The sequence below is a fragment of the Dehalococcoidia bacterium genome, assembly GCA_041649635.1.
GTDB lineage: Bacteria > Chloroflexota > Dehalococcoidia > E44-bin15 > E44-bin15 > JAYEHL01.
In genome coordinates, this window is the sequence record JBAZMV010000002.1 from 14,266 (window position 1) to 41,163 (window position 26,898).

At 54.0% G+C, this 26,898-nt stretch carries 29 protein-coding genes and 1 rRNA gene; 19 read left to right on the forward strand and 11 right to left on the reverse strand.

Annotation, left to right across the window (positions count from 1 at the left end; all coding sequences use genetic code 11):
- The first annotated feature begins 43 nt into the window (after positions 1 to 43).
- The 3 genes from WC562_03905 to WC562_03915 all read left to right on the forward strand — a co-directional run bounded on the left by WC562_03905 (position 44) and on the right by WC562_03915 (position 1,601).
- On the forward strand, positions 44 to 670 hold the full coding sequence (locus WC562_03905) for a GNAT family N-acetyltransferase (GenBank protein ID MFA5055303.1): 627 nt from the start codon (positions 44 to 46) through the stop codon (positions 668 to 670).
- 64 nt (positions 671 to 734) lie between these two features.
- Positions 735 to 1,160: a thioesterase family protein gene (locus tag WC562_03910; protein ID MFA5055304.1), complete on the forward strand. Its 426-nt coding sequence runs from the start codon at positions 735 to 737 to the stop codon at positions 1,158 to 1,160.
- 9 nt (positions 1,161 to 1,169) lie between these two features.
- Positions 1,170 to 1,601, forward strand: a complete 432-nt coding sequence (locus WC562_03915; protein ID MFA5055305.1) for a lipocalin-like domain-containing protein — start codon at positions 1,170 to 1,172, stop codon at positions 1,599 to 1,601.
- Positions 1,602 to 1,650: 49 nt separating this feature from the next.
- On the opposite strand, the gene WC562_03920 is transcribed toward WC562_03915, so the two are convergent.
- The 4 genes from WC562_03920 to WC562_03935 form a co-directional block, all read right to left on the reverse strand.
- Positions 1,651 to 1,842 carry a hypothetical protein gene (locus tag WC562_03920; protein MFA5055306.1) on the reverse strand — a complete coding sequence of 64 codons (192 nt, stop codon included), beginning with the start codon at positions 1,840 to 1,842 and terminating at the stop codon, positions 1,651 to 1,653.
- A gap of 94 nt (positions 1,843 to 1,936) precedes the next feature.
- Positions 1,937 to 2,581 (reverse strand): 2Fe-2S iron-sulfur cluster-binding protein, encoded by a 645-nt coding sequence (locus WC562_03925; GenBank protein MFA5055307.1) that lies wholly within the window; start codon positions 2,579 to 2,581, stop codon positions 1,937 to 1,939.
- Positions 2,568 to 4,520, reverse strand: a complete 1,953-nt coding sequence (locus WC562_03930) for an NADH-quinone oxidoreductase subunit NuoF (GenBank protein MFA5055308.1) — start codon at positions 4,518 to 4,520, stop codon at positions 2,568 to 2,570. Before WC562_03930 ends, WC562_03925 begins: the two co-directional genes overlap by 14 nt.
- Positions 4,498 to 5,001, reverse strand: a complete 504-nt coding sequence (locus tag WC562_03935; GenBank protein MFA5055309.1) for an NAD(P)H-dependent oxidoreductase subunit E — start codon at positions 4,999 to 5,001, stop codon at positions 4,498 to 4,500. Before WC562_03935 ends, WC562_03930 begins: the two co-directional genes overlap by 23 nt.
- Before the next feature lie 146 nt (positions 5,002 to 5,147).
- On the opposite strand from WC562_03935, the gene rrf reads away from it, so the two are divergent.
- The 8 genes from rrf to WC562_03975 all read left to right on the forward strand — a co-directional run bounded on the left by rrf (position 5,148) and on the right by WC562_03975 (position 10,069).
- A 5S ribosomal RNA gene (gene rrf / locus WC562_03940) occupies positions 5,148 to 5,265 on the forward strand.
- Between the two features lie 90 nt (positions 5,266 to 5,355).
- Positions 5,356 to 5,556 (forward strand): 30S ribosomal protein S21, encoded by a 201-nt coding sequence (rpsU, locus tag WC562_03945; GenBank protein MFA5055310.1) that lies wholly within the window; start codon positions 5,356 to 5,358, stop codon positions 5,554 to 5,556.
- Positions 5,557 to 5,588: 32 nt separating this feature from the next.
- Positions 5,589 to 6,038, forward strand: a complete 450-nt coding sequence (locus WC562_03950; protein ID MFA5055311.1) for a GatB/YqeY domain-containing protein — start codon at positions 5,589 to 5,591, stop codon at positions 6,036 to 6,038.
- Between the two features lie 155 nt (positions 6,039 to 6,193).
- Positions 6,194 to 6,718 carry a 50S ribosomal protein L9 gene (gene rplI / locus WC562_03955; protein MFA5055312.1) on the forward strand — a complete coding sequence of 175 codons (525 nt, stop codon included), beginning with the start codon at positions 6,194 to 6,196 and terminating at the stop codon, positions 6,716 to 6,718.
- A 9-nt stretch (positions 6,719 to 6,727) separates the two neighbouring features.
- Positions 6,728 to 8,077 carry a replicative DNA helicase gene (gene dnaB / locus WC562_03960; GenBank protein MFA5055313.1) on the forward strand — a complete coding sequence of 450 codons (1,350 nt, stop codon included), beginning with the start codon at positions 6,728 to 6,730 and terminating at the stop codon, positions 8,075 to 8,077.
- The gene (locus tag WC562_03965; GenBank protein ID MFA5055314.1) at positions 8,074 to 8,766 is read left to right on the forward strand and encodes a DnaD domain protein; all 693 of its coding nucleotides are present in this window, start codon (positions 8,074 to 8,076) and stop codon (positions 8,764 to 8,766) included. Before dnaB ends, WC562_03965 begins: the two co-directional genes overlap by 4 nt.
- Positions 8,687 to 9,535, forward strand: coding sequence for an ATP-binding protein (locus tag WC562_03970; protein ID MFA5055315.1), 849 nt, complete (start codon positions 8,687 to 8,689; stop codon positions 9,533 to 9,535). Before WC562_03965 ends, WC562_03970 begins: the two co-directional genes overlap by 80 nt.
- A 3-nt stretch (positions 9,536 to 9,538) precedes the next feature.
- Positions 9,539 to 10,069 carry an HNH endonuclease gene (locus WC562_03975; protein ID MFA5055316.1) on the forward strand — a complete coding sequence of 177 codons (531 nt, stop codon included), beginning with the start codon at positions 9,539 to 9,541 and terminating at the stop codon, positions 10,067 to 10,069.
- Here the strand turns inward: WC562_03975 and WC562_03980 are convergent.
- From WC562_03980 to WC562_03995, 4 genes are all read right to left on the reverse strand, one after another.
- The gene (locus WC562_03980; GenBank protein MFA5055317.1) at positions 10,066 to 10,911 is read right to left on the reverse strand and encodes a stage 0 sporulation family protein; all 846 of its coding nucleotides are present in this window, start codon (positions 10,909 to 10,911) and stop codon (positions 10,066 to 10,068) included. The genes WC562_03975 and WC562_03980 overlap by 4 nt on opposite strands.
- On the reverse strand, positions 10,908 to 11,915 hold the full coding sequence (gene holB / locus WC562_03985) for a DNA polymerase III subunit delta' (GenBank protein MFA5055318.1): 1,008 nt from the start codon (positions 11,913 to 11,915) through the stop codon (positions 10,908 to 10,910). Before holB ends, WC562_03980 begins: the two co-directional genes overlap by 4 nt.
- 309 nt (positions 11,916 to 12,224) lie before the next feature.
- Positions 12,225 to 13,529: a diaminopimelate decarboxylase gene (gene lysA / locus WC562_03990; GenBank protein ID MFA5055319.1), complete on the reverse strand. Its 1,305-nt coding sequence runs from the start codon at positions 13,527 to 13,529 to the stop codon at positions 12,225 to 12,227.
- Between the two features lie 239 nt (positions 13,530 to 13,768).
- The gene (locus WC562_03995; protein ID MFA5055320.1) at positions 13,769 to 14,578 is read right to left on the reverse strand and encodes an MBL fold metallo-hydrolase; all 810 of its coding nucleotides are present in this window, start codon (positions 14,576 to 14,578) and stop codon (positions 13,769 to 13,771) included.
- 172 nt (positions 14,579 to 14,750) lie between these two features.
- Here WC562_03995 and WC562_04000 point away from each other — a divergent pair, with 172 nt between their 5' ends.
- The 3 genes from WC562_04000 to WC562_04010 all read left to right on the forward strand — a co-directional run bounded on the left by WC562_04000 (position 14,751) and on the right by WC562_04010 (position 17,600).
- The gene (locus WC562_04000) at positions 14,751 to 15,296 is read left to right on the forward strand and encodes a hypothetical protein (GenBank protein MFA5055321.1); all 546 of its coding nucleotides are present in this window, start codon (positions 14,751 to 14,753) and stop codon (positions 15,294 to 15,296) included.
- Between the two features lie 637 nt (positions 15,297 to 15,933).
- On the forward strand, positions 15,934 to 16,248 hold the full coding sequence (locus WC562_04005) for a hypothetical protein (GenBank protein MFA5055322.1): 315 nt from the start codon (positions 15,934 to 15,936) through the stop codon (positions 16,246 to 16,248).
- An 89-nt stretch (positions 16,249 to 16,337) separates the two neighbouring features.
- Positions 16,338 to 17,600: a pitrilysin family protein gene (locus WC562_04010; protein ID MFA5055323.1), complete on the forward strand. Its 1,263-nt coding sequence runs from the start codon at positions 16,338 to 16,340 to the stop codon at positions 17,598 to 17,600.
- A 187-nt stretch (positions 17,601 to 17,787) separates the two neighbouring features.
- Here WC562_04010 and groL read toward each other — a convergent pair whose 3' ends face one another.
- The 3 genes from groL to tsaD all read right to left on the reverse strand — a co-directional run bounded on the left by groL (position 17,788) and on the right by tsaD (position 21,221).
- A complete protein-coding gene (groL, locus tag WC562_04015) occupies positions 17,788 to 19,398 on the reverse strand; it encodes a chaperonin GroEL (protein ID MFA5055324.1) in 1,611 nt (536 codons plus the stop codon).
- A gap of 47 nt (positions 19,399 to 19,445) precedes the next feature.
- Positions 19,446 to 19,739, reverse strand: a complete 294-nt coding sequence (gene groES, locus WC562_04020; protein MFA5055325.1) for a co-chaperone GroES — start codon at positions 19,737 to 19,739, stop codon at positions 19,446 to 19,448.
- Between the two features lie 462 nt (positions 19,740 to 20,201).
- Positions 20,202 to 21,221: a tRNA (adenosine(37)-N6)-threonylcarbamoyltransferase complex transferase subunit TsaD gene (gene tsaD / locus WC562_04025; protein MFA5055326.1), complete on the reverse strand. Its 1,020-nt coding sequence runs from the start codon at positions 21,219 to 21,221 to the stop codon at positions 20,202 to 20,204.
- 211 nt (positions 21,222 to 21,432) lie between these two features.
- Here tsaD and WC562_04030 point away from each other — a divergent pair, with 211 nt between their 5' ends.
- The 5 genes from WC562_04030 to WC562_04050 all read left to right on the forward strand — a co-directional run bounded on the left by WC562_04030 (position 21,433) and on the right by WC562_04050 (position 26,844).
- On the forward strand, positions 21,433 to 22,689 hold the full coding sequence (locus tag WC562_04030; GenBank protein ID MFA5055327.1) for a hemolysin family protein: 1,257 nt from the start codon (positions 21,433 to 21,435) through the stop codon (positions 22,687 to 22,689).
- Positions 22,690 to 22,695: 6 nt separating this feature from the next.
- Positions 22,696 to 23,343, forward strand: a complete 648-nt coding sequence (locus WC562_04035; protein MFA5055328.1) for a TIGR03936 family radical SAM-associated protein — start codon at positions 22,696 to 22,698, stop codon at positions 23,341 to 23,343.
- A 206-nt stretch (positions 23,344 to 23,549) separates the two neighbouring features.
- Complete coding sequence (locus WC562_04040; protein MFA5055329.1) at positions 23,550 to 24,182, forward strand: histidine phosphatase family protein; 633 nt, start codon at positions 23,550 to 23,552, stop codon at positions 24,180 to 24,182.
- Positions 24,183 to 25,622: a tRNA lysidine(34) synthetase TilS gene (gene tilS, locus WC562_04045; GenBank protein ID MFA5055330.1), complete on the forward strand. Its 1,440-nt coding sequence runs from the start codon at positions 24,183 to 24,185 to the stop codon at positions 25,620 to 25,622.
- A gap of 262 nt (positions 25,623 to 25,884) precedes the next feature.
- Positions 25,885 to 26,844: an NAD-dependent epimerase/dehydratase family protein gene (locus WC562_04050; GenBank protein MFA5055331.1), complete on the forward strand. Its 960-nt coding sequence runs from the start codon at positions 25,885 to 25,887 to the stop codon at positions 26,842 to 26,844.
- Positions 26,845 to 26,898 lie beyond the last annotated feature (54 nt).

The following is a 26,898-nucleotide window of genomic DNA, read 5'->3' on the forward strand; positions in this document are numbered from 1 at the left end:
TCGGGCTATTCGCGGAACTGCCAGCCTCGACGGTTGTTATCTGTTGGCAACAGGTGTATACTATCCCAACTCCAACTATAAGTTCGATGCAGTATCACAGCGGAGGTTGGATATGCTGTCGGATAACGATCCCTGGCAATTCAGTAAATATAAAAAACCTTTCGTTATCAGGAACGGTTCCACTGTTTTTCTGCGTCCCATACAGAGAAGCGATGTAGATCGGTTGCTGGGTCTGGCCCGCCGCTTCAGCCGCGAGACCATGTATCTCAGGTTTCACCACGTGGTTACAAAGATGTCTCGCGAGGAGGCGATAAGATTCTGTACTATCGATTATGATCATACGTTTGCGCTAGTGGTTACGGTCGGCGAGGGTGACATTGAGAAGCTTCTTGCAGTCGCCCGTTATTATCGTCTGCCCCGTGAAGATGCGGCCGAGTTTGCCATTGTGGTCGCCGACAAGTATCAGAAACAGGGTATCGGCACTCATTTGATGAAAGAGCTGACCGCCGCGGCCAAGATTGGCGGCATACGCTTCCTTCGGGGCGAGGTGCTGGTTGAGAACAAGGATATGATGCACATAATCAAGTCCTGCGGTTTCCAGGTGTCTGAGGAATTGGAGGAAGATGTGTATCAGGTTACGCTTGATCTCCATACATATAGGTATAAATAGCGATTCATATGTTAAAATGTAGTGGGACGGGGTGGTATTTCTGGCGAGGGTTTAAGGAGGCGTTTTGGCTAGAGTAGAGATAAAACTGCCGGAGAGAACGGACTACTCCTTCGATGTCGAGGTGCGCATGTCCGATGTCAATGCCGGGGCCCATCTCGGCAATCATAACCTGGTGTCGATGCTTAACGAGGCGCACCTGAAATTCATGAAGCACATCGGTTTTCCCGATCTTCTGGTTGAAGGGAAGGCATTCATCAACACAGACCTTGCCATCGTTTACAAATCGGAGAGTTTCTACGGCGATATCCTGCAGGTCGATGTGACCGCGGCTGATCTGGGCAAGTACGGCTGCGATATCGTTTGCCGCGTAACTAACAAGACTCAGAAACGGCTGGCGGCTATCGCAAAGCTGGGCATGGCGTTCTTCGATTATCAGGAACGCAAGATAGCCGAGGTGCCGGAATCGTTCAAGAAAGCGATTTTGAGCTAGGAGAAGGAAGTGACGTTGGTGAAAGAATTCGTTGGTACCTGGAAACTTAAGTCGTACGAGGTCAGGTGGGCCAGCGGCAAGGTGAGCTATCCCTTCGGTGAGAGTCCGGAGGGCCGATTAACTTATACTGAAGAAGGCTTTGTTGCGGTTAACATAATGGCGACAAGCCGCCGCAATTTCGAGGCGCGTGAGCTGAAGCTGGGAACGGCTGAGGAAAAAGTCGCCGCCGCAGAGACATACATATCGTACAGCGGCAGGTATGGACTGGATGGAGACAAAATTCGACATCACGTAGACGTATGTCTATTTCCGAACTGGGTCGGCAAAGATCAGGTGCGCATCTACGATTTGCAGGGCGATACGCTGGCTCTTAAGACCATACCTGATCCAAGGGATGAGCAGGGGAGGCAGGGGTATCTGATCTGGGAGAGGATCAAATAAAAAGTGGCGGCAAAGATGTACCGCCACTCTACGTCGATAATTAAAGAACCTAGGCTATCTCAGGCGATTGTGCCTTTGGCTGTGCCTTGAACTTAAACTTGGCTTGAGGAGCGGGCTTGGCGGTCTCGTCGGCACTATGGTAGAAGGTGCTGCATTGCGGGCATATCAGTTTTCCGTCTCTTTTCAGGGCATATGCCTCGAAGGTTTTGAATCCACATATCTTACAAAGAAGTACTGACATAAACACCTCCAAGACTAATTTACCAGGATGTAATAAAACGGTTCATCTCAAGTGCAAGGCTGTTATATTAATGTATCATATTAGTTAATTTTTGTCAATATTTTCTAATAATGGAAGATACTGGACATAAATCGGCACAAAGCCCGCATCCGTCGCAGGCGGTGTCCGCCAGCCTGTCCCCGCAGAACGTATCGATTATGGTGCGGTCGCTGCGGAACGCATAGTTGAGTGCGCCGATACCCCTTTTTTCAACGCAGGCCCACACGCATTTGCCGCATAGAACGCATTTATTACGGTCGATAGTGATGTCGGGATGGCTGTCGTCTATAGGATAGCTTCGCTCCTTTTTGCGCAGACGCTTAGTCTTTAGGCTTGTTTTTAGGAAGGCGGCGATACGGTGCAGTTCGCACTTGCCGTGTTTTGGACAGTTCTTGCAGTCAACGGGATGCGATGCCATGATCATCTCGAACGCCGTGTGCTGCAGTCTGCGAACGCGCGGCGTGTCGGTATGTACAATCATACCCTCGATAACGTTCTCGGTGCACGACGTCACAGGGTCAGGTCGCCCGTCGATCTCGACAAGGCACAGGCGGCAGCCGGCATGCGGCGTTGCGTCGCGGATGGCGCAGAGATTCGGAATATAAATACCGGCATCCAGCGCGGCGAAGAGCAGCTTCTGACCCTCCCGCGCTTGAACGGCTGTCCCGTCGATAACGATATTTACCTTATTTGCTGTCATTGGAACCTTTTGCAATAGGACTTGGCTCGGATGGCGGCAATTCGCTCAGCGGCGATATCTTGACTATGGCCTTGTACTGCGGCGGGCAGGCGGTGATGCAGGTGTCGCATTTGACGCACTTCTCCTGGTCGATGACCTTGATGCCGCTCTTTCCGGTGAAGATAGCCTCGGTCGGGCAGGTGCCTACGCAGGCGTCGCAGGAACGCTCGCACTTGTCCGGCACGATGTAGGTCGCGGTCAGTTCCGGGCAGACCTTTGCCGGACATCGCTTCTCGATAATGTGAGCCTCATATTCTTCCTTGAAATACCTAAGCGTTGTCAGGATCGGATTGGGCGCGGACTGGCCCAGCCCGCACAGAGAACCTTCCTTGATGTCGGCTGCCAGTTCCTCGATAAGAGAAAGGTCGTCCAACTTGCTATTGCCTCTTGTTATATCTTCGAGGATGTCGAGCATCTGGACTGTTCCCAATCGGCAGAAGGTGCATTTCCCGCAGGACTCGCTGCGGGTGAACTCCAGGAAGTAGCGCGCCGTCTCCACAATGCAGTTGTCCTCGTCGAGCACTACCATACCGCCCGAGCCCATCATGCCGCCGGCGTGCTCCAGCGAGTCAAAGTCGACAGGCAGATCGAGCAGCTTTTCCGGAAGGCAGCCGCCGGACGGTCCGCCTATCTGCACCGCCTTGAGTTTCCTGCCGTTCGGTATGCCGCCGCCTATGTCGTAAACTATTTGTCGCAGTGTAGTACCCATGGGCACTTCGGTCAGGCCGGTGTTGAGCACCTTGCCTGCGAGAGCGAATACGGCGGTGCCCTTCGAGTCGCCCGTGCCGGTGCTTGAGAACCATGCGTCGCCCCGCTCGATAATCAGCGGCACGTAGGCCAGCGTTTTTACATTGTTAATAAGCGTCGGCTTATTCCATAATCCACGCACCGCGGTTCGCGGCGGGCGCGATCGCGGCCAGCCGCGTTTTCCCTCCAGCGATGCGATGAGCGCGGTCGCTTCGCCGCAGACAAAGGCTCCCGCCCCTTGGAAAACCTCGATGTCGAACGCGAATCCGCTGCCTAGGATGTCGCCGCCGAGGAGCTTTTTAGTCCTGGCATGTTTTATAGCATTATCGATGCGTTTCACCGCCAGTGGGTACTCTTCGCGCACGTATACGTAACCTTTCGATGAGCCGATTGCATAGGCGGCAATAGTCATTCCCTCGATGACGGAATGCGGATCGCTCTCTAGTATAGTGCGGTCCATGAAGGCGCCGGGGTCGCCCTCGTCCGCGTTACAGATGACATATCGTATGTCGCCCGGAGTATCGTGGCAGAGCTGCCATTTGTCCGCGGCGGGGAAGCCGGCGCCGCCGAGGCCGCGCAGTCCCGATTTACCGATCTCATCGATTATATTCTGCGGCGGCATATCTAGGGCTTTCGCCAGCGCGCTGTAGCCTCCGGTAGCAACGTACTGGTCGATATCATCCGGATCGATCTCGCCGCAGTGGCGCAGGAGATTGCGTTGTTCATGTTGAAACCTGGGCTGGTCGAAGATCGATGGAATCTCTTCGTTCTCCTCCAGCGCGCCTAGAGCGAACTCAAGGCACGGGTCGTTGCCGACGATGAAGTCGCTCACCAGTCTTTCGGCAACGCCGGGTGTGACGTATCCGTAGCATATCGGCGGGTATCCCGGTTTGGAAATGACCACGAGCGGCTCGGCGTAGCAGTAGCCCCTGCAGCCGACCTCGACGAGCGTTGCGTCGATTTTTCTGCGCTCGAGTTCGTCACGAAGTGTCTGCATGGTGTCCAGCGCGCCGGCGGCGCGCCCGCAGGTGGCGGTTCCTATCGTGATGGATATGCGGTCGTCGGCAGAAGCGCGTTTGCATGCGGAAACGGCTTCCGTATAAAGCCTCTCGAATATCGTTTGCGCCGCGTTATTTATGCTTCTTTTCGCCATTCCGTTTTTTCTTTTTCAGTTCGAAATCGAGCAGGATGCCCTTGACGCGTGTTGGCGAGACCTTTGCTTCGATATTGTTATTGACCACGGTAACAGGCGCCATGGCGCAGCAGCCGACGCAGGCCACGCGCTCCAGACTGTACTCACGGTCGGCGCTGGTCTTGCCTTCTTCGAGGTTGAGCTCACGTTTCCATGAGTCGAGGATTATCCTGCCGCCTTTGATCTGGCAGGCGGTTCCCAGGCAGACCTTGATCTGATTTCTGCCGGGCGGCGTGAGACGGAACTGGTTGTAGAAGGTCGCAACCGAGTAAACCTCGCTGTTTTGCAATCCCAGCTTATCGGCTATCGCGGCCATGGCCTCGCGCGGCAGCCAGCCCAGCCTGGCCTGTGTGTTTTGCAACACGGGGATTAGATCGCCGCGTCCCGTCTGACGCGGGACAATCGCATCGACGATTTGTTTTATAGATGACTCTTTGCTCAAATGCGTTCCTGTCGCCAAATTTGCAAACTACCTGCGATTATAACACCACACGGTATCGCTGTTAAGTTGTATTCAATGAGTTTGCATATCAGGCCGTCCAGGTGCTTTACACCATAAAATAGTTCTGTTATAATCCCCTTTGGCTTTCCGGTGGTTTGAGCGAGGTGGCCCCACCCGTTCCCATCCCGAACACGGAAGTGAAACTCCTCAGCGCAGACGATACTGGTCTCGCGAGAGGCTGCGGAAAATATGCCACTGCCGGGGAGCCTTTTTAGTTGCTTGACACGGGTTTATCTCATAGCTAGAATAAGCTCGTTGTGCCATAAACATACTGGCCCGAAGGGAGGCGATAATGTGGCGGAGGTGAGACTCGGAGACCATGAGAGCTTTGAGGAGTTGCTCAGAAGGTTCAGCCGAAAGGTTCAACAGGCGGGGATTCTCTCTGAATATCGTCGCAGAGAGCACTTTGAGAAGCCGAGCATCGCTCGAAAGAAGAAGGCGGCTGCCAAGAGAAGGAAGTCCGGCAGGAGTTCCAGCGGCTTTTCTAAAGGTTAGCATCGAAGCGATTCTAGATGTGAGTGGATAACATGTCGCTTCAGGAACGAATTACATCCGATTTACATAAAGCGCAGAAACAGGGAGATAAATCCCGCGTGTCTGCGCTTCGTCTTATTATATCCGGCATTCAATACGCTGAAATCGCTAAGGGCGCTTCTCTGGATGAGGCCGGCGTGATAGATGTTTTTAATAAGGAAGTTAAACAGCGGCGTGAGAGCATTGAAGAGTTTGCCAAAGGCAACCGCGGTGACCTGGTGGAAAAAGAGAAAATCGAATTAGCTATATTGCTCGAATATCTGCCCAAGCAGCTGAGCCGCGAAGAAGTTACCGCGATTGTCAAACAGGTAATAAATGAGGTGGGGGCCAAGGGCCCCGGCGATAAAGGCAAGGTGATGTCCAGGCTTATGCCGCAGGTTAAGGGAAAGGCGGATGGGCGCGAGGCGGGCTCTGTCGTGGATGAGATCCTTGCCGCCTTGTAGGTTTCTTTAATAAGTTAAGACGTCCGCATCAATCCGGTGGTGCGGCCTTTTTATTTAATGCTTCCAGACTATCTCTTACTCATCGTATACAAACGATCGGAAGTTTTGAAGTTTTTGTGGGTGTGGATTATAATAACTGCAATAGGAGTGTAAATATGAAAGTAGTATTGATTCAGGAAGTCCCGGGTTTAGGAAATGTGGGAGATGTTAAAGAAGTGTCGGGCGGATACGGCCGCAACTATCTTATCCCCAGGGGTTATGCGCAGTTCGCTACTACCGATAGTCTGAAAAGGGTGGATAATCTGAGGGCCAAGGAAGATAAACGTCAGAAGGCCCTGAACATGGAGATGGCGGACTTCGCTAAGCAGTTGGAAGGTTTGGAAGTAGTAATTAAGGCCAAAGTGGGAGGGCAGGAAAGGCTGTACGGCTCGGTCACAGGGGCGGACATTGCCGATTACGTTAAGCAGTTGACCGGCCAGGAGATAGATAAACGAAAGGTTCTCTTGCCTGAGGCTATCCATAAAGTCGGCGAGTACGGGGTGTCCGTTAAGCTGTCGAGAGACCTTGCTCCCAAGCTGAAGGTATTAGTGGTTGATGAAAAGGCGGAGGCCAAGGCTGAGATTAAGGCGGAGGGTAAGGAAGAGCCGGAGTCAAATCCGGAGGAGACGGCCGCAAGTTAGGTATATGGCATGACCACTGATAAATTGCCTCCGCATGATATCGAAGCAGAGGAGGCCGTGCTCGGCTCTCTTCTGGTGGACAGCGGGGCGATTTATAAAATAACCACTGTAATCGCACCCGAGGACTTTTACCGCGAGAAAAACCTGTGGGTTTATCAAGCCTGCTGCGACCTGTACGAGAGGAACGAGGCTATAGATCAGGTCACAGTGGCTCATGAATTGAGCCGCGCGGCGCGGCTGGAGGCGGTAGGCGGGGCGGCGTATTTAAGCCACCTGGTGTCCAACGTAGCAACTTCCGTTCATATCGAGCATTACGCTCAGATAGTACACCGTTTGTCCGTGATGCGGCGATTGATCAGCGCAGCCTCGCAGATCGAATCGATAGGCTACGGCGCCGGGCCTGATGTTGATGAGGCCATCTCCAAGGCGGAGGACGTCCTGGTGCGACTGCGCCACGGCGAACGTCCGCGTGAATTCGTTCCGATAAAGGATCTGCTTAACACCTATTTTGAAGATACCGAGATCAAATCCTTTGAGGGTGACGTGGTGTTCACCGGGTATAAGGCGCTCGATAACCGTCTTGGCGGCCTGCGCCGCTCCGATATGATCGTTCTTGCCGCCCGGCCCAGCCTGGGCAAGACAAGTCTGGCCCTGGGCATCGCCAGGAACGCCGCGGTCAATCAGAAGGCCAAGGTGGCTATATTCAGTATAGAAATGTCGCATGAGCAGATCGTGCAGCGCTTCCTCGCCAGCGAAGCCGGCGTGGACTCGCACAGGCTGCGTCTCGGCGAACAGACGGAGGCGGAGGAACGCAAGATGATGGACGCCACCGGCGTTCTGTCGGAGGCTCTGATCTTTATCGATGATTCCCCTACACTTAGTGTTATAGAGATGAAGTCCAAGGCTCGGCAGCTTCACTTCGAAAGAGGCGTGGATCTCTTGATAGTCGATTATATACAGCTGATGCACGGAAACGGCAGGGATAACCGCGTTCAGGAGATGACAGAGATATCGCGCTCCATAAAGCAGATGGCCCGCGAATTGAACGTGCCGGTGATCGCCGTGTCCCAGTTGTCGCGCGCCGCCGAGCAGCGCCAGACTCACCGGCCGCAGCTTTCCGATTTGAGAGAGAGCGGCTCCATCGAGCAGGATGCCGATGTAGTTATGTTCATATATCGCGAGGATACATATACCAAAGAGGACCAGTGGGAGAAGGAGCATCCCGGCGAAAAATATCCCAGGGGCGTAGCCGATATCATCATCGCTAAGCACCGCAATGGTCCTATCGGGGAGGAAAAGCTGCGTTTCCTGTCGAACACGGTGAGGTTTACGGATTATGAAGTGGAGAGGGCGGCATGAAGCCCTTTGACGGCTTCCAGAAGAATACGCGGTACACGCCGCTGCCGAACGTCTTCTTCAGCCGTATAGCGCCCGATGTACAGGACGCGGCCGAGCTTAAGGTTATACTGCATATATTCTATTTGCTTTATCAGAAGAAGGGTTATCCTAAATATGTCGCCGATGCCGAGCTTTTAAGCGATAAGGAACTGGTGTCTGGTGTCGGCGGTTCCGAGGCTCTGCACCGCGGTTTGCGGCAGGCGCTGGATCGTGGCGTTTTGGTTCGATGCGAGCTTGAGCGCGGGGGTCAGCCTGTCGCGTTATACCTACTCAACTCGGAGGAGGGGCGTGAGGCGTGCTCCATGATAAAGAACGGCGAAATCGATGTCGCGGCTGTCCCCGTTCGCGAGGCTTGCGGGGAAGTGGTGGCGGAGCCGAATATCTTTGAGCTGTACGAGCGCAATATCGGGATGCTGACCCCGATGATCGGCGATGAATTGAAAGAGGCGGAGCAGATATATCCCGCCTCCTGGATAGAGGACGCGTTCCGCGAGGCGGTGAGCAGGAACAAGCGAAGCTGGAAATACATCGAAACGATCTTGAAACGCTGGGCCAGCGAGGGCAGGGGAGATGGAGAAACTGGGAGAGATTCTAAAGAAGACCCCGACAGGTACGTCAAAGGCAAGTACGGGCACATCGTCAAGCGCTGAAGCCGGAGATACGGGGAATGAGTGCCCTCTTTGCAAGGGCGCCGGTTTCGTGTATCCGATGCTCGATTCCGGGCGGCCCGATTATTCCAGGGTCGTTGCGTGCAAGTGCGGCAAGGACGAGATGGACGGCGAGAGGGTGGAACGCCTGCGCCGCGACAGCGGGGACCTGGCGCTGAAGCTTCTCAGGAGTATGACATTCGATACTTTCGATCCGAAGCGCGATAACCTCCCCAGGGAACAGCAGGAGAATCTGAGCAAGGCTTATAAGACGGCCCGTGACTACGCCCAGCATCTGGACGGATGGCTTGTTTTTCTCGGCCCCAACGGCTGCGGCAAAACCCACCTCGCTGCGTCTATCGGCAACTATCAGTTGGAGAAGGGTAATCCGGTCTATTTCAAGGTCGTTCCCGATCTGCTTGACCACCTGCGCTCCGCGTTCGGGCCGGAGAGCAGGTCGACTTATGATGAAATATTTGAGAGGGTCAAGAACGCTCCTCTGCTGATACTTGATGACTTTGGGGAGCAGGCCAGTACGCCTTGGGCGCAGGAGAAGCTGTATCAGGTCATCAACTACCGCTACAACGCGCAGTTGCCGACCGTTATAACCTCCTGCTTCTCGCTGGAGGACATCGAGATGAGGATAAGCTCGCGGCTGGCCGATATAAGGCTGAGCACATCCTTCAATATAAACGTTCCGGATTATCGCTCCGACCTGTCGCCGTCCGAGGCCGGTAAGCAACAGAGCCGTCGAACGCGGAGGACGCGTTAGGATATGATCAATTCTCCCGTACTCGTACTGAATCAGAACTACGAGCCGCTCAATATTGCGCGCGTGCGTAGGGCTTTAGTGCTGGTGATGATGGGGAAAGCGGAGACTATTGAGAACGGTTCGGGCGTCATACGCACATCCAACGAAACCGTGGAGATTCCCTCGGTGATACGGCTGCTGTACCTGGTGAAGCGGCCGCGACACGAGAAGCGGCTGACCAGGCGGGAGGTATTTCGCAGGGATCAGCAGACCTGCCAGTATTGCGGCAAGGAGACGAAGAATCTCACCCTGGACCATGTTCTCCCCCGTCACCGAGGGGGCAAGCACGTATGGGATAACGTGGCCAGCGCCTGTTTTCAGTGTAACAACCGCAAGGCAGGGCGCACTCCGCAGGAGGCAGGGATGAAGCTGATAAACAAGCCGTGCGCGCCTTACTCCAGCGGATACTATGTGTCTATAGAATATATGCAGCGGCACGACGGGTGGAAAAAGTTCTTACCGATGCATCGGGAGAGGGTGGCCGGGGAGGTTTAACCCCTTCTCCTTCTCGGGTTCCTGGGCGGTCTGGATTGTCTCTCCCGATCGCTGCTTAGTTCTTCAAGAGGGACTTCTACTACAGCCTCGCTCTCAAGCCGGACCGATACCGTCTCCTTCAGGGGATTTCCTCCTATAACTGTTCCTGTTCCAACAGGCGTGCTTACCTGCTGGCCGACGGGCGGCAGTTTTTCTTTCATGGCGCGGTACTGGCTGCTTTCGTAACTCAGACAGCACAGAAGCCTGCCGCAGGTGCCGGATATCTTGGTGGGGTTAAGCGGAAGATCCTGTTCTTTGGCCATCTTTATAGAGACGGGACTGAACTCGGAGAGGAACGAGGCGCAGCAAAGCGGCAGGCCGCACTTGCCATGGCCGCCGAGGAGCTTGGCCTCATCCCGCGGGCCCACCTGGCGCAGTTCGACGCGTATCCGGCACGTCGACGTCAGTTCCTTGAGCAGGTCGCGGAAGTCGATGCGTCCTTCGGCGCTGAAGTAGACCGTGATGCGCGTGCCGTCGAGATTGCACTCCGCCGTGATGAACTTCATGGGCAGATTGAGTTTATTGCTTATCTTTATACAGTTATCTAGTATCTCGCGCTCTTTGATAGTGAATTCATCGCGCTTCTTGAAGTCATCATCCACGGCTTTGCGCAGGACGGGTTTGAGCGGCTCGGTCAACTCGCCGTCGAGGACCTGCTTTGGGGCTACGACCACCTTGCCCAGCTCCGGCCCTCGCCCGGTTTCGACGACGACCCATTCATTGATGCCGGCGATTACACCCGACGGATCGAAGTAGTAAATCTTACCGGCGTTCTTGAATCTTATACCTATCACTTCGCTCATGGCTTTACAGTATCAGCAACCTTTCTCCTGGGCATGTCCAGTATCAACACATCGAGCACAAGCCGCGGGTTGGCGTTGTTCTTCAGTAATATTCCTGTCTGGATCAGGCTCGCTATGAAATTACTGATATCTATTATGTCATAACAGGCTTCCTCGCGAAAGAGCGTTTCCCTGAAATCAACGTTAGTTATAATGTCGCGGCATCCGCTCTTTATCAGGAGCAAGTCGCGCCACCAGCTTATCCATAATGATAGCAGCTTCTGCACCTCGGCGCGGTTCTTGCTGAACCGGCCGGCTATACTTGCCGAGTATGAAAATTTGTCGATACGGTCTGACTTGGCGATGTCGATGAGCGTTTCTATATGCTCTTTGCGGCTCTCCAATGTCTCCGGGTCGGAGGAGGCTTGAACTGCCCAGCCCATGCAGCCCGATGACAGCCTGGACAACACACGGGCGTCGTCAGGCTTAACGCTCCAGTGTTCTATCAGGGCATTCTTAATATCGGATACGGCTACCGGCCTGAGCTCCAGTTTCTGGCAGCGCGATAGTATTGTGGACAACAGAGATTTCTCGTTGGCGGACAGCAGGATGATGTACACGAAGGGAGGGGGCTCTTCAAGAGTCTTCAGTAGGCAGTTCGTCGCCTCGGATGACATCAGTTCGGCGTTGTCGATGATGAATACCCGGCATCGGCCCTCGAAAGGCTTCAGCGAGGCGTAACGCTCCAGTTCCCTTATCTGATCTATCGACACCTCGGTTCTGCCAGTCGTATCGATGATCTGCACGTCGGCATGCTGTGAAGCCATTATGCGACTGCATGAGGCGCATGTCCCGCACGGCCTGTCGCCGCTCTCGCAGTTCAATGCCTGCGCCAGACTGATTGCCAGCGTCATCTTGCCCACCTGCGCCGGGCCTATGAATACGTAAGCATGAGACAGCCTGTCGTTCTTCAGGCTGTTATCCAGCAGCCTAACTGCCGCTTCATGTCCTACAATGTTCCACATCAGATGTCGTATCCTCTAAGCTGTAGGGCGAATTTCCAATCCGCCGTTTTGTAATATTCGGCGGGTTACACTGCGTTAAACCCGCCCTACGGCTACCCTACAATTATATGTCATTGCGAGGCGTCCTTCCATGATATTGAGGTATATGTAAGGGCGACGTGGCAATCTCGGCGTTTGTGTAGTAGGGGCACGGCGCGCCGTGCCCCTACGTGATTGTACGATAATGTCGAGATTGCTTCGCCGTTTCAAAGAGCGGCTCGCAATGACCGTCGACAGGGCGTATCGCGATACGCCCCTACATGTAAATCTTTAAACCATGTCGCACTTGGTCAGGTCTTTGTATGTCTCACGGCGGCGTATCAGTTTGGCCTTGCCGTCCCTGACCAGCACGATGGGTGGCTTAAGCGATGCGTTATAGTTGGACGCCATCGATAGACAGTAGGCGCCGCAGCAGGGCACGGCTATGATGTCGCCAGATTCGATCTTCGGCATGTCGATGTCTCTGATAAGTATGTCGCCCGATTCGCAGTACTTTCCGCCGATGGTGACGGTTTCCGTTTTCGCCTTACCCGATTCGACCGCTTTGTTGGCGATCAGCGCTTCATACTTCGCCCCGTACAGGCTGGGACGTATGTTATCGCTCATGCCGCCGTCGACGAGCACGTATTTGCGCACGCCCTCGATGTCCTTTATCGCGCCGACGGTATAGAGCGCCATCCCTGCCTGCCCCACGATGGAGCGCCCCGGCTCCACGACGAGGTGCGGCAATTCGAGTTTGGCCGTTTTGCAGCGCTTAATGACGTTCGATGTAATCATTTCGGCGAAATCATCCACGGACGGAGGTTCGTCATCGCTAAGATACGCTATGCCCAGGCCCCCGCCGGTGACGAGCATCCGCATCTCGAATCCGTTCTTGCGCTTCATGGCGGCGGCGAAATCGACGACGACCTTTATCGACTTAAAGTATGGTTTCATGTCGAAAAGCTGTGAGCCGATGTGGAAATGCAGCCCGACCAGATTCAGCCATTTTGAAGCCATCGCCGTTTCAACGGCGTCCCCGGCCTGGCTCATGAGGAAGCCGAACTTGCTGTCCACGTTGCCGGTGGTGAGATAGGCGTGTGTGTGCGGGTCGATGCCCGGAGACAGGCGCAGCAGAACGTCCTGTTGTACCTTTGCCTTCTTCGCCACGTCGCTCAGGACGGACAGCTCGTGGAAGTTGTCGACGATGATATATTTGACGCCCCATGCCACCGCTTCCTCCAACTCGGCGCGGGACTTGTTGTTGCCGTTGAAGTACACCCGCCTCATGGGGAAGCCCGTTTCTTTGGCTATGGCGATCTCGCCCGCGGAGACGGCGTCCAGGCTCAGGCCTTCTTCGTTGAAAAGCTGCGCCAGCGCCTTGTTGATATAGGCCTTGCAGGCGTAGCTTATCGTGCTGTCCGGGTAGCGTTTCTGGAACGCCTTGCGGTACTCGGAGCACCTGCCGCGCAGTGTGGCCTCGTCGAAGATGTAGAGCGGCGTGCCGAACTCTTTGGCCAGCGCCACCGTATCACACCCGCCGATGGTGAGGCGGCCTTTGTTGATCTTTGCCGTCGATGGGAATAATTTAAGCATTGATAGCTCCTATATATCTGTCGGTCACCGTGTAGGGGCGACCCTCGTGGTCGCCCGCAACGGGCAGACACAAGGCCTGCCCCTACATCGAAATCCCCCTTGGTCCCCCTTTATTAAAGGGGGATTCTTAGAAATGGGGGATACCCCCATTTCCCCCGGCAGGAAGCATCCTGCACCTCTTAAAACCCCGTCATTCCGGCGAAGGCCGGAATCCAGAAAGGGCACGGCACGCCGTGCCCCTACAGCGGTTTGAACGTGCCGTACTGCCCGTCGCCCGCTGAAACGACCTTCCCCTCTTTCTCCAGCTTGAGCAGGTGGGCGTAGGTCTGCCCCTTGGCTACTGCGAAGAGGAAGCCGTTGAGCTCCGGATATATCGCGGAGGTGATGTCCTTCACCGTGTCCCTGCCCTTCTTCAGCAGGTCGAACACCTGCCGCTCGCGCATTATGCGGTGCTCTATCAGATCCTCTATCCTCTTGCGCGCCTCCGTTATGGGCGGCCCGTGCGCCGGCAGCATCAGGTCGACATCGTATTTTAACAGTTTCCGTAGCGATTCGATATACTGCGTCATGTCGCCCCAGGGCGGCTGGAGGGCGGTGGTCGTCTTGGACAGCACGTGGTCGCCGGAGAACATTATTCTTCTATCTCGAATATAGAGGCACATGTGTCCGGGGTTGTGGCCCGGCGTGTGCACCACTTCCAGGTCGATGCCGCCCAGCGATATGATCTCCCCGTCATTGACCCTCTTGTCGATGGGGATGTCGGTCACCTCCGCCGAATGCAGTATCGATTGAGCGCCCGTTCTCCTTTTCAGCAGTGTAAGCCCGCTGATGTGGTCCGGGTGGGCGTGGGTGATGATCAGGTACTCTATCCTTGCCGGGGGCACGCTTTTTACGTATTCTAGGTAAGTTTCCGCTATCTCGTCCTGTCCGTAAGCGGTGTCTATGAGCGCGCCCTTTTCGCCTGCGACGAAGTAAACGCGAGGAGCCGAGTGGCCCATCAGCCTGTCGAATTTTGTGGGTATATCGTGAATGCCGGGAAAGATTTCCATATTGCTGTACCTGTGAGCCATATTAGCAACTGGGGTATTCAAAGTCAACCTAAAAAAATTAGCCTAGCTTGACATGCTCTGGTATCCGAATTAAAGTAATGCCAACTTACATTGTACTATTGGACTCGGATGGTATTACTCTTCAGGAATAATTGAAAGGGGGTAACTGCAAATGAAAAAGAGAGACATTGTTTTGTTGCAGCTACTCCTAGCGTTAGTATTGGTGAGCTCCGCTGTATTCGGCTTAGCATGTGATCCCAAAACCCATTCCTTGTCCGTTACTGTTGATGGTAATGGGGTTGTTTCGCCTTCTTCAGGCACGTTTGAAGACGGAGAGTTGGTTATGCTTACCGCGGTTCCTGCATCTGGATGGAAGTTCGATTACTGGGATGGTTCTATCTCTGGGAATGAGAATCCGGTTTATGTGCGTATACATTCTGATAAGAGTATAGAAGCCCATTTCATTGTTGAGCCTACTCCTACGATTGTGTATACGCCAACGTCAACGCCTGCATCTACGGCTGCTGTTGAGGATGTCGTGGATATGGTGTCTGACGCTGTTGTAAGAATTACGACAGCAAGCGGATCGGGTACCGGTATGATTATTGATGAAAGTGGTTATATCTTAACTGCCAACCATGTTATTGAAGGCTACACATATGTGACAGTTTATCTGGGAAGTGGTGAACAGTTCAGTGGAATAGTGACCCGGCTGTGATGCGGTCAATGACCTCGCTGTTGTCAAGATTGATGGCAGCGGCCTTCCGACAGTGATGCTTGGCGACTCCGATGTGCTCAGACCGGGACAGGGAGCTATTGCTATAGGATATCCTTTGGATCTGGCTGGGGGTGTAACAGTAACTCAGGGGATTGTTTCTGCATTGAGAGAAGATGGTCTAATTCAGACCGATGCTGCACTTAATCCCGGTAATAGTGGCGGTCCGCTAGTAACTATGGCGGGTGAAATCATTGGAGTCAATGATATGAAGTGGGTTTCTGAAGATGTGGAGGGTATAGGTTTTGCTGTAGCTATCAATATTGCGAAGCAGCTCATTCCTGAATTGAGGGATGGAAGATTAGCATGTGTTCCAGGTGCCGTACCAACCTCTACTCCTAGTTCTTACTGTGCTGCAGGATGTCCAGATTACTGGATTGGTGACGGCTATTGTGACAGCGCCTGCAATAATTATGCATGTAATTATGACGGGGGCGACTGTAGTGCCAGTTACTGTGCCACAGGGTGTCCCTGGTCCTGGGTAGGTGACGGGTACTGTGACAGTGCATGCAACGTCGCAGCTTGCAACTATGACGACGGGGACTGTACAAGTCAGGGCGAGTGGTGCTCGGATTACTGTATGTGGGCGTGGGTCGGAGATGGAATCTGCGACAATTGGGAAGGTGGCTGCTATACGGCCTCCTGCAACTGGGATGGAGGGGATTGTAATGCGACGAGCGGCTACTGCGCGACGAATTGTCCTGATTACTGGGTAGGAGATGGAATCTGCGATTGGGATGAATGTAACAACACAGCCTGTAATTACGATGGCGGTGATTGCGCCGGTTATTGTGCAGATGGATGCAGGTGGGAATGGGTCGGTGACGGCTTATGTGATGACTGGTTAGGCTGTTATGTGGCGGAATGCAACTGGGACGGCGGCGACTGCAATTAATGACATATCAGTGTCTGTTCATAGATTAACCATTGGTATATGATTCTAAAGCCTTAGCATCGTCGATAATATAAACGAAAGGCATTTCATTGTACAGCAAACATATTCTTAAAAACGGCCTACGCATAATCACCAGCAACATGCCCTCCACGCGTTCGGTATGCGTAGCCGTATTCATAGGCATAGGCTCCCGCTATGAAAGCGATGAGGAAGCGGGTACCTGCCACTTCATCGAGCACATGTGTTTCAAGGGCACGCAGCGCCGTCCTTCCCCGATGGAGATAGCGGAGACGATTGAAGGCGTGGGCGGCATGATGAACGCGGGGACGGGCAAGGAGTTCACCACGTTCTGGTGCAAGGTGGCCAAGCCCCATTTCCCGCTGGCGCTGGACCTGCTGACGGATATACTGCGCAACTCCAAGTTCGACGCCGCGGATATGAACAGGGAGCGCGGGGTGATACTGGAGGAGCTCAAAGAGAGCATAGATTCGCCGCAGGACAGGGCCTCGCTGCTGCTGAACGAGCTGATGTGGCCGGATCAGCCGATGGGGCGGGACATCATCGGTACAAGGGAGTCGATAAGCTCTCTCGATAGAGACGGCCTGTTGAAGTATATGATGGAATGCTACGGCCCGCGCAACTCGGTGGTGGCCATAGCCGGCGACCTGAACCATGACGATATCGTGTCGATTGTGGAAAAATCGTTTCAGGGATGGCCTAAGGTTAAGGCAAGGGCTTTTTCGCTTGCCGACGATTCGCAGGAGGGGCCGCGCATCAAGATCGAGAAGCGCGAAACGGAGCAGGCGCACCTGTGCCTGGGCGTGAAAGGATTGCCCGTGAGCCACCCCGACCGTTTCAAGCTGGACCTGCTGAACGTGGTGCTGGGCGGCGGGATGAGCAGCCGCCTCAATCAGGAGCTGCGCGAGAAGAGGGGGCTGGTATACGACGTGGACAGCTGCGTGGATTACCACATGGACTCGGGCGCGCTGACCGTTTACGCCGGGGTCGATCCGAGTAGCGCGGAGGACGCCCTGGCGGCCATCATGGAGGAGCTGTCCAAAATGAAGGAATCCGTCGAAGCTCCTGAATTAACCAAGGTCAAGGAGCTGGTCAAGGGGCGGCTTTTGCTGGGCATGGAGGACACGAGGAGCGTGGCCAGCTGGGCCGGGAGGCAGGAGATACTGACGGGGCGTGTGCTTACAGTCGACGACGTTGTTGCGGCTATCGATGCCATTCGGGCCGAGGATATCGCCGGGGTGGCGCGGGATATATTTGTCGGGGAGCGGCTGAGCCTGGCGGCGGTGGGGCCGATCGCGTCCGAGAAGGGTTTGTACGATCGTCTGAGATTTTGATTGGCTGATCTTGGAAGGACTCGCAATGACATAGTTTTTTCATGGGGTCGGGTAGGGGCAATTCATGAATTGCCCCTACGGTTCGCAAAGACGGTATGCGATGGTCGTCGTATCTATATATGTTATAGAAAAAAAGAGCGGCTGAGATTCCTCAGCCGCTCTTTGCTATTCAAATGATGTGGGATTTCTAGTACTCGGGCATGGGAGGAGGAGGAGCCATAGTCTCCTTCTCTTTGACATCGGCGATCAGGCACTCGGTGGTAAGAACCATGGCCGCTATGCTGGCCGCGTTCTCCAGGCCTGCGCGCGTGACCTTTGCCGGGTCGATGATGCCGCGTCTCTTCATGTCGGCGTATTCGTCCCTGAGGGCGTCGTAGCCTATGCCGGCCTTCTTACTCTTAACATAGTTAACAACCACCGATCCCTCTTTGCCGGCGTTGAGCGCTATCATACGCAGCGGCTCTTCCAGAGCGCGTCTGACTATTGCTACGCCTGTAGCCTCGTCTCCGGTCAGCTTCAATTTATTGAGGGACGGGATGACGTTGATGAACGCCACGCCTCCGCCGGGCACGATGCCCTCTTCCACGGCGGCCCTTGTCGCAGACAGCGCGTCCTCGACGCGGTGCTTCTTCTCTTTGAGCTCGACCTCGGTGGCGGCTCCAACCTTGAGAACCGCGACGCCGCCGGCCAGCTTGGCCAGTCTTTCCTGAAGCTTCTCCCTGTCGAATTCGGAGGTGGTCTCCTCGATGAGGGTCTTTATCTGCTTAATGCGGCCTTCGATAGCCTTATCGTTGCCCCTGCCTTCGATTATGACAGTCTCTTCTTTGGTGGAGATTATCTTGCGGGCCCGGCCCAGGTCTTCAATCGTTACCGAGTCGATCTTGCGGCCCATTTCCTCGGTTATGAGCTGTCCGCCGGTGAGCACGGCGATGTCCTCAAGCATAGCCTTGCGCCTGTCGCCGAAACCGGGGGCTTTCACGGCTATACAATTGATTATGCCCCTGAGCTTGTTGACCACGAGGGTGGCCAGCGCTTCGCCGTCCAGGTCTTCGGCAATGATAACGAAATTCTTGCTCACCTGGAGCAGTTTCTCCAGCGTGGGCAGGAGGTCGGAAACCGCTGATATCTTTTTATCGGTTATCAGGATGTAAGGATCGTCCAGAACGGCTTCCATTCTCTCCGGGCTGGTGACGAAGTACGGCGATATGTAGCCGCGGTCGATCTGCATTCCTTCAACATATTCGGTCTCGAACTTGATGCCCTTGCCTTCCTCTACCGTAACAACCCCGTCCTTGCCGACCTTCTCCATGACCTCGGCGATGAGATTGCCTATCTCCTGATCCGCCGCCGATATCGATGCTACCTGCGCGACCTGCTCTTTGGAGGTCACGGGTGTGGCCATCTTCTTGAGGGCTTCAAGGACGACCTGTGTGCCTTTCTCGATTCCCCTCTTGATAGCCATGGGATTGGCTCCGGCCGCGACGTTCTTCATGCCCTCGTGCAGCATGACCTGTGCCAGCACCGTGGCCGTGGTCGTGCCGTCGCCGGCGATGTCGTTGGTCTTTGTTGCTACCTCTTTGATAAGCTGAGCGCCGATATTCTCGAACGGGTCCTGCAAGTCGATCTCTTTCGCTATGGTCACGCCGTCGTTGGTGATGGTCGGCGGCCCGAATTTCTTATCCAGGACTACGTTTCTTCCCTTGGGGCCAAGGGTTATTTTTACCGCATTCGCAAGAGCGTCAATGCCGTTCTTTAGGCTTCTTCTTGATTCTTCACTATATACTAACTGTTTTGCCATTTTCCCTCCTTCTCCGTATGAAAATTATTTCCGTAAAATTGAAGACTTTACTTTACCCTGGCTATGATGTCGCTTTCGCGCAGGATCAGGTATTCCTCGTCGCCCTCTTTGATCTCGGTCCCGGTGTATTTCTGGTAGATTACCTTATCGCCTTTCTTAACTTCCATCGGGATGCGGTTGCCTTTGTCATCCAGTTTGCCGGGGCCGGCGGCCTCAACTACGCCGCGCTGGGGCTTCTCTTTTGCGGTGTCGGGCAGTATGATGCCACCCTTGGTCTTCTGTTCTTCTGCAAGCGGTTTGACCACTACTCTGTCTCCTAACGGTTCAATCTTTAGTGCCACGCTTAACCTCCTCCTATTTTTAGTTTATTTATGCTCGTAAATTAGCACTCTCATTCGGAGAGTGCTAGTATAGCTTAGAACTGTTTTTCCGCTATAGCAAGCAAGTAGAAATTAATCTAAACAGATAAGTTGGCATTCAAGAACAATAAAGTCTTATTATCTCTTAATTATAGCATAATATATCTCTATTTCTCGCTATTTCAATATATACATACGTAAAAAGTGCTCGGCTTAAAATTACTTAATTAGCCTCCGGACGGCATGGTGCTGGTGTGAAAACAGCCTCTTGTACCCATGGGAATGGCATGACGGTGGTTAAAAACACTGCCACGGTCTGTATAAATCGGGGCTGACCGGGTAAATTATACTTTTTAAGGGCTCCGATTTCTGGTGAAGTGAGAAACCATAAAGTCTTGTTGAATGGTGTTGAAAGCGGTGTCTAAAAATTTACCGCGGGGCTCTTCATACCTGTGTAATCGCGGCACTGGGCCTTACATCGAGGCGCTGGTCGGAGAGTTTCCCGTTTTGTATATGATAGTAGCCGCAAACCGCGATCATGGCCGCATTATCTGTGCAGAGTACAGGCTTTGGGATGAAGAGGGGGAGAAGGCATCTGTCCTGCATCTCCTGTCTCAGCGCACGGTTGGCCGCGACACCGCCGCACAGCAGGACATTGCGCGCGCCGCAGCGCTCGGCGGCTGCTATGGTCTTGGTTACCAGCACATCGATCACCGATATCTGGAATGAGGCGGCTATCTCTGCCTTGAGGCTCGAAACCTCCGGTTCTAATGGGGCTGTATTTGAATCGATGTCGGCTTCAACCAGATGCAGCACGGCTGTCTTGAGCCCGCTGAAGCTGAAGTCGTCGGTATTCTTGAGCCAGGCGCGGGGCAGGCGGTATCTCGTGCCGCTTGCTCCGCGGGCGGCTTTCTCGATAGCCGGGCCGCCGGGGTAGCCCAGCCCCAGTAGCCGTGAAACCTTGTCGAAGGCTTCGCCGGCCGCGTCGTCACGGGTGCGCCCCAGTATTTTATAGCGTCCATGGCCTTCCATCAGCAGTATATCGCTGTGGCCTCCCGAGACTATGAGGCACAAGGCTGGGAATTCCGGGGTGTTACCATCAAGCCAGTTGGCGTAGACATGTCCCTCCAAGTGGTTGATCCCTATCAACTTAAGGTTGTGTGCCGCCGCTATAGCTTTCGCCGCGTTCACGCCGACAAGCAGCGAGCCCGCCAGTCCTGGGCCGTTAGTTACCGCAACTGCTTCAATGTCGTTCCATGACATATGAGCCTTTTTCATAGCCTCGTCGATTATCGGGGTGATTGAGAGGAGGTGCTGTCTCGATGCCACTTCAGGCACTATGCCTCCGTATCGCGAATGGATATCGACCTGGGAGGCGATGACGTTGGATAGAATTGCACTACCGTCTTGCACCACGGAAGCGGCCGTCTCATCGCATGATGTTTCGATTCCCAAAATATTCATAGATGTTGAACCCGTAATTTATTGCGTCGAGTGTTTACTATTAACAATTATACTTCGTGACGGGAAACGCTCGATGGCAAATATAACAGAACTTGCGTTCGATGTAAATGTGAGAGATGAACACGGAATAGCAGGGTGTTTTTGACAGCCTGCGGGACGGATGCTATCATGAGCAACGTGGTAAACCTGATTTACAGGAGAGTATTCTGGCATGGATGAAACCATTGCACTATACTTGATACTATTTTTGATTTGTATCGGTGCGTCAGCCTTCTTTTCCAGCGCCGAGACTGCCTTTATATCGCTGCCTAAAACACGTATCAAGTATCTCGTAGAGAGCGGGGCGCATGGTGCCGTTAATATCGAAAAGATAATGCAGCGTCCGGAAAGGTTGCTCTCCACGATATTGCTTTGTAATAATCTGGTCAACGTGGCGGCGGCTTCTCTGGGAACGGCTATGGCGGTAACGGTCTTTAAGGAAAATAGCAATGTAGCTATATTGATCTCTACCGTTCTGGTGACGACCGTTTTATTGATTTTCGCCGAGGTTACTCCAAAGACCGTGGCCATGAAGCATGCCGAGAGGATGGCGCTGATCTACGTTTATCCCGTGCAGTTGATAAATACGGTGGTCTCTCCGCTGGCCATAGGACTGAGCTGGATCGCGACGCTGTTTGCGGGGAGAAGGGGAGGGGTGAAACCCCTGATAGTCAGCGTTGAGGAGATACGCAGTATGATATCGGCGGGGCAGCAAGAGGGCACCGTGGAGGAGGCTCAGGCCGAGATGTTGCACAACGTTTTCGAATTTGGCAACCGCAGCGTGCGTGAGGTGATGACTCCCAGGCCAGAGGTCATATCGATAGAAAGCGGAACTAAGTTCGCCGATTTCCTGACGCTCTATTCTAATACTCCTCATAGCCGTTATCCGGTTTATAAGGATAATCTGGATCACATAATAGGCGTTATAACCGTAAAGGATGTTCTCATGTCAGCAGCGCGTAGCGCCATGGATAAAAACAGCGTGATCGACGAGCTTGTGCGCCCGGTCTATTTCGTGCCGGAGACTAAGCGCGTGATGCAGCTCCTAACCGAGATGCAGGAAAGCGGCAATCACATGGTCATGGTGGTGGATGAGTTCGGTGTCACCGGTGGTATAGTGACGCTGGAACAGCTGGTCAGCGAGATAGTCGGCGAGATGGGTGATGAGTCGAGTCAAGCGGACAAGGACTTCGAAATAATCGATGAAAAGACCATGCTGGTGGACGGCGGCATGAGGATAGAAGAGGCCAACGAGGAACTCAAGCTGGAGCTGCCCGATGGCGAATACGATACCGTGGCCGGTTTCCTGCTGAGCATACTGGGACATATACCCAAAGAAGGGGAGCGAATAAAGCACGGCAATCTGAAGATGAGAGTGACGCAGATGAAGGAGTTGAGGATCGAGAAGATAAGGGTGACCAGGGAGTAAAGTGATATGCAGAGGCTGCGGGTCATCTTCTCTCGCGGGGAGGAATTGAAATATCTGTCTCATCTGGATGTGATGCGGTTGTGGGAGCGGGCACTGCGCCGCGCCGGATTGCCTCTTTCATACTCCCAGGGTTTCAGCCCTCATCCCAGGATATCAATAGCGGCGCCTCTGCCGCTGGGCGTCACGGGCGAAAAAGAATTGATGGATATCGTTTTCCAGCGCAGGGTTTCACCTTATTCGGTGCAGAAAAATCTGGCTGAACAACTGCCGTCAGGGATGGATATCATCGGCGTGACCCAGGTGTCCCCCGACGCTCCATCGCTGCAGTCTCAGGTGCGCCGAGCCGAGTATCGCGTGGAGATAGAAACCGATAAGCCCGGCGCAGCGATCAGTGATTCCATCGATTCGCTCCTATCGAAAACGGAGCTGCCGTGGCGGCATAAACGCGACAACGAGGTGCGCAGCTACGACCTGCGCAAGCTGGTGGAGCGGGTATGGCTGGTCGAGTCGCGCGGGACGATATGTGTCCTCGGCATGTGCCTGCGAACCGATGGTTCCGCTTCAGGCAGGGCGGAGCAGGTGCTACTGGCGCTGGGTTTCACGGGGCAGCCCAGATCAATATGCCGCACCAGGCTTTATCTGGCGGGTGAGTAGTATATGCAATATCTGATTCGATATTATCAACCCCCTGGCCCCCAATCTTGGGGGATTTTTAAGTTTGGGGGACACCCCCAATTCCCCCGGTCCTTCCGCGGAAGGACACCTCTTTTAAGTTCGTTTCTAAGTCATACATTTATTCTAACCGGAGTGAGCGGCTTCTATCAGGGAAAGTCGTCGAGTTCCTTGTCTGGGGGCTCGCTGTGAGGCTGATTCTAGTTCGGCACGGTGAAACGGAATGGAACCGGCAGAATCGCATCGTAGGGCATACCGAGATCGCGTTGAACGATATGGGTCGCAAGCAGGCCGCGCTGCTGGCTCAGGCGCTGAGTAACGAAAAGCCGTCGGCGATATACGCCAGCCCGTTGCAGCGCACGCGCGAGACGGCCGCCGAGATATCGCGGGTGCTGGGCGTTCAGGTGAAATTCGATGACGCTTTGAAGGAGATCGCCGCGGGCGATATCGACGGGTTGACGTTCGAGGAGGTCGCCGAGAACCACGGCGATTTCTTCCAACAGTGGATGAGGGGCGATCCATCTCTACGGCTGCCCGGCGGTGAGTCGTTCACGGACCTGAGGAACAGGACATGGCCCCTGCTACAGCGCATCGTCGCGGAGCACACCGACGGAGATGTAATCATCGTCAGCCATACCCTTGCCATCATGAGCATCATCGCCGCCGCTCTGGGCATGACCGCCGCCAATTTCAGGCGCATCAGGCTTAATGTCGCGTCGATAAGCATACTTGAGTTCAAAGACGGCAAAGCCTCGCTGCTGCTGTTTAACGATACCTGTCACTGGAAAGACCTGGGTAAAGCCGAAGGCAGGGTGATGTAGATGGGCGATCTGGAAGATCGGGTGCTGGATTTCATCTGGCGTGAAGGCCTTATACCGTCTGGCGGCGATTCTCCCGCGGTCGCGGGGGATAAGAGCGTCGTGGTGGTTGCCGTGTCGGGAGGGCCGGATTCCGTATGTCTTTTGCATGTGCTGCATCAGTTGAAATCATCGCTTGGGATTAAGCTTCATATCGCTCATCTGAACCACATGCTTAGGGGCGCGGCTTCAGAAGGGGACTCTTCTTACGTTAGACAACTGGGCCGTTCTTTCAGGATACCTGTTACTGTCGAATCATCTGATGTCGATGCGTATCGCAGGGAGCACAAGCTTTCTCTGGAGGAGGCTGCGCGCGAGGTGCGCTACGGGTTCCTGGCCCGTGTCGCCGAATCGGTCGGAGCGGACTGCGTAGCGCTCGGGCATACCGAGGATGACCAGGTGGAGACCGTGCTGATGCACCTGGTGCGGGGCGCCGGCATCGCGGGGCTGCGGGGTATGTCGCCGGTTGTAGATATGAATACACGCGGCGGGGGAAAACTGCGGGTGATCAGGCCGCTCATCGAAGTGTCGAAGAAAGAGACGGAGCATTACTGTTCTGCTCATGGTCTCAATCCTCGCATTGACGCTACGAATGAATCGCTCGATTACGCCAGGAATCGTTTTCGTCATGAAATTATCCCGATCTTGAGGAAGTCGAACAGCGATATCGGTGCTGCCGTCAGGCGTGTTACGGAGACCGCCGCCGATATAATGTCGTTCCTTGATATCGAGTTGGATAAAGTCTGGAGCGATGCCGTATGCGTCAACCCTGTCGGCATTGAGATAAACAAAGCGGCGGTAATCGAGCTTCACACCGCGTTGCTGCGTCACCTGCTGCGGCGGGTCGTGCGCGAGGCGCTGGGCGATATAGTAGATATCGAGGCGGTTCATATCGAGAAAATGATGGAAGCCTTGAGCAAGCCTGCGGGGAAAAAGATATCGCTGCCCCGCGGCCTGAAGTTCTATGTCGGCTATGATACGTGCTTGCTGCACAAGGATGCTGTCGACGTTTGCCCTCTGTCTGAAATCAAGGGAACGCGTCGCTTGAAGGTGCCCGGGGTTACGCTGCTGCCGGGGTGGCGGGTGCGAGCCGACATCGTTGGACACGGCGAGCGGGCAAGCGGCTTTACGGCTTGTATCGATATGGATGCCGTCGGCAAGCAGTTAACTGTGCGCTGCCGCCGTCCGGGGGATCGCTTCCGTCCGCTGGGGATGAGCAATGCCAAGAAATTGCAGGACTTCATGGTCGATGCTAGGATTCCGAGTATATGGCGCGATCGAGTGCCGCTGGTATGTTCTCTGGACGGTATCGTATGGGTCGTTGGCTGGCGTATTGCAGACTCTGTAAAGATAACGGATTCGACGAAGCATCTATTGCGTATCAGTTTCGAACAAAGAGATTAACCTCATGCGCCGTACGATCGGCTCTATCTGTCTTCATTATTACTTCAAAAGCTCATAGAGGGCTTAGTTTATTCCCAATGATGTCCGTGGGGCCTCCCATGAGATGGCATTTATACCTTTTTATGTAGCAGTAAAGTCTTTACTAATTTTATTGATATATTTATCATTAGTTTTAGGCGAAGATTAACAACCAGACTCCGAGTTGCCTATCGAATAAACAATCACATGACTATCGGATTAGTCGAAGGATTGGAGAAGCACGATGAAGAACGTTGTTGTTACGGGCGCATCCGGGTATCTCGGTCAGCAGTTGATAAGCCGTTTGGAACGCGACGATAGTGTCGAGCGCATAATAGGGATAAGCAGGAGAGCCCCCAAGGTCTCATCGTCCAAGCTTAAGTTCTACTCCCACGATATTCGCGAACCTTTCGATAAGATTTTCGCCGAGAACAATGTCGATTCAGCTATCCACCTCGCTTTCACGGTCGGGGCCGCGCGCGATGTAAAGGCCGCTCGAGCGATAGATGTCGACGGCTCAAAGAATTTCCTCAATGCGTGCAAGAAGGCTTCGGTGAAGAAAGTCTCCTTTCTCAGCAGCTATACGGCTTACGGGGCTTATCCTGAGAACACACAAAAACCGCTAGCTGAAGACGCTCCCCTTAGACCGAACGCCGGGTTCCAGTATCCTCATCACAAAGCTGAGGTGGATAAAATGTTCCAGGAGTTCATGAAGCAGAATTCGGATACATGCGTTTCGATTCTGCGCGCCTCGGCAGTAGCCGGGCCTGAGAGCGACGGAGGGCCTCTGGCAGCTTTCTTAAGGAATCCCGTTGCCGTATGTATCAAGGGCTATGATCCGGAGTGGCAGTTCGTGCATGAGGAAGACCTTGTGGAGATCACGGTTTTCCTGCTGAAGAAGGGGCACAAGGGAGTGTTCAACGTAGCCGGCGACGGAGCCGTCCTTTATTCCGAGATGATGTCCAAGATAGGAAAGAGGTGCATCGCGCTGCCTAATAAAGTGAGCGCCTTTATCACCAATCTGACCTGGTATCTGCATCTGCAGAACGAGTCGCCAAGCGGCAAATCATCCGACATATTGATGTACCCGATGGTATTAAGTACCGAAAAGCTGAAGAAGGAGACCGGATTTAAGTTCAAGCATACTGGAGATGAGGCATTCCAGTCATTTGTCGATGCCGCAAGAAAACGGTCGAATCACTGAAGCGCACTTAAGCGGATTCTATGAGAAAAGAAAAGGCCCCGTATTCGGGGCCTT

Bases quoted from the DNA above. Each gene is read 5' to 3' on its own strand.
- tsaD (MFA5055326.1), bottom strand. From the start codon at position 21,221: ATGAATATTTTGGGAATCGAAACATCATGCGATGAGACGGCCGCTTCC.
- dnaB (MFA5055313.1), top strand. From the start codon at position 6,728: ATGACCACTGATAAATTGCCTCCGCATGATATCGAAGCAGAGGAGGCC.
- WC562_03995 (MFA5055320.1), bottom strand. From the start codon at position 14,578: ATGGAAATCTTTCCCGGCATTCACGATATACCCACAAAATTCGACAGG.
- WC562_04035 (MFA5055328.1), top strand. From the start codon at position 22,696: ATGCAGAGGCTGCGGGTCATCTTCTCTCGCGGGGAGGAATTGAAATAT.
- tilS (MFA5055330.1), top strand. From the start codon at position 24,183: ATGGGCGATCTGGAAGATCGGGTGCTGGATTTCATCTGGCGTGAAGGC.
- WC562_04050 (MFA5055331.1), top strand. From the start codon at position 25,885: ATGAAGAACGTTGTTGTTACGGGCGCATCCGGGTATCTCGGTCAGCAG.
- WC562_04005 (MFA5055322.1), top strand. From the start codon at position 15,934: ATGTGGGCGTGGGTCGGAGATGGAATCTGCGACAATTGGGAAGGTGGC.
- WC562_03965 (MFA5055314.1), top strand. From the start codon at position 8,074: ATGAAGCCCTTTGACGGCTTCCAGAAGAATACGCGGTACACGCCGCTG.
- WC562_03930 (MFA5055308.1), bottom strand. From the start codon at position 4,520: ATGGCGAAAAGAAGCATAAATAACGCGGCGCAAACGATATTCGAGAGG.
- holB (MFA5055318.1), bottom strand. From the start codon at position 11,915: ATGTGGAACATTGTAGGACATGAAGCGGCAGTTAGGCTGCTGGATAAC.
- groL (MFA5055324.1), bottom strand. From the start codon at position 19,398: ATGGCAAAACAGTTAGTATATAGTGAAGAATCAAGAAGAAGCCTAAAG.
- lysA (MFA5055319.1), bottom strand. From the start codon at position 13,529: ATGCTTAAATTATTCCCATCGACGGCAAAGATCAACAAAGGCCGCCTC.
- rplI (MFA5055312.1), top strand. From the start codon at position 6,194: ATGAAAGTAGTATTGATTCAGGAAGTCCCGGGTTTAGGAAATGTGGGA.
- WC562_04000 (MFA5055321.1), top strand. From the start codon at position 14,751: ATGAAAAAGAGAGACATTGTTTTGTTGCAGCTACTCCTAGCGTTAGTA.
- WC562_03950 (MFA5055311.1), top strand. From the start codon at position 5,589: ATGTCGCTTCAGGAACGAATTACATCCGATTTACATAAAGCGCAGAAA.
- WC562_03970 (MFA5055315.1), top strand. From the start codon at position 8,687: ATGGAGAAACTGGGAGAGATTCTAAAGAAGACCCCGACAGGTACGTCA.
- WC562_03980 (MFA5055317.1), bottom strand. From the start codon at position 10,911: ATGAGCGAAGTGATAGGTATAAGATTCAAGAACGCCGGTAAGATTTAC.
- WC562_03920 (MFA5055306.1), bottom strand. From the start codon at position 1,842: ATGTCAGTACTTCTTTGTAAGATATGTGGATTCAAAACCTTCGAGGCA.
- WC562_03925 (MFA5055307.1), bottom strand. From the start codon at position 2,581: ATGACAGCAAATAAGGTAAATATCGTTATCGACGGGACAGCCGTTCAA.
- WC562_04030 (MFA5055327.1), top strand. From the start codon at position 21,433: ATGGATGAAACCATTGCACTATACTTGATACTATTTTTGATTTGTATC.
- WC562_03975 (MFA5055316.1), top strand. From the start codon at position 9,539: ATGATCAATTCTCCCGTACTCGTACTGAATCAGAACTACGAGCCGCTC.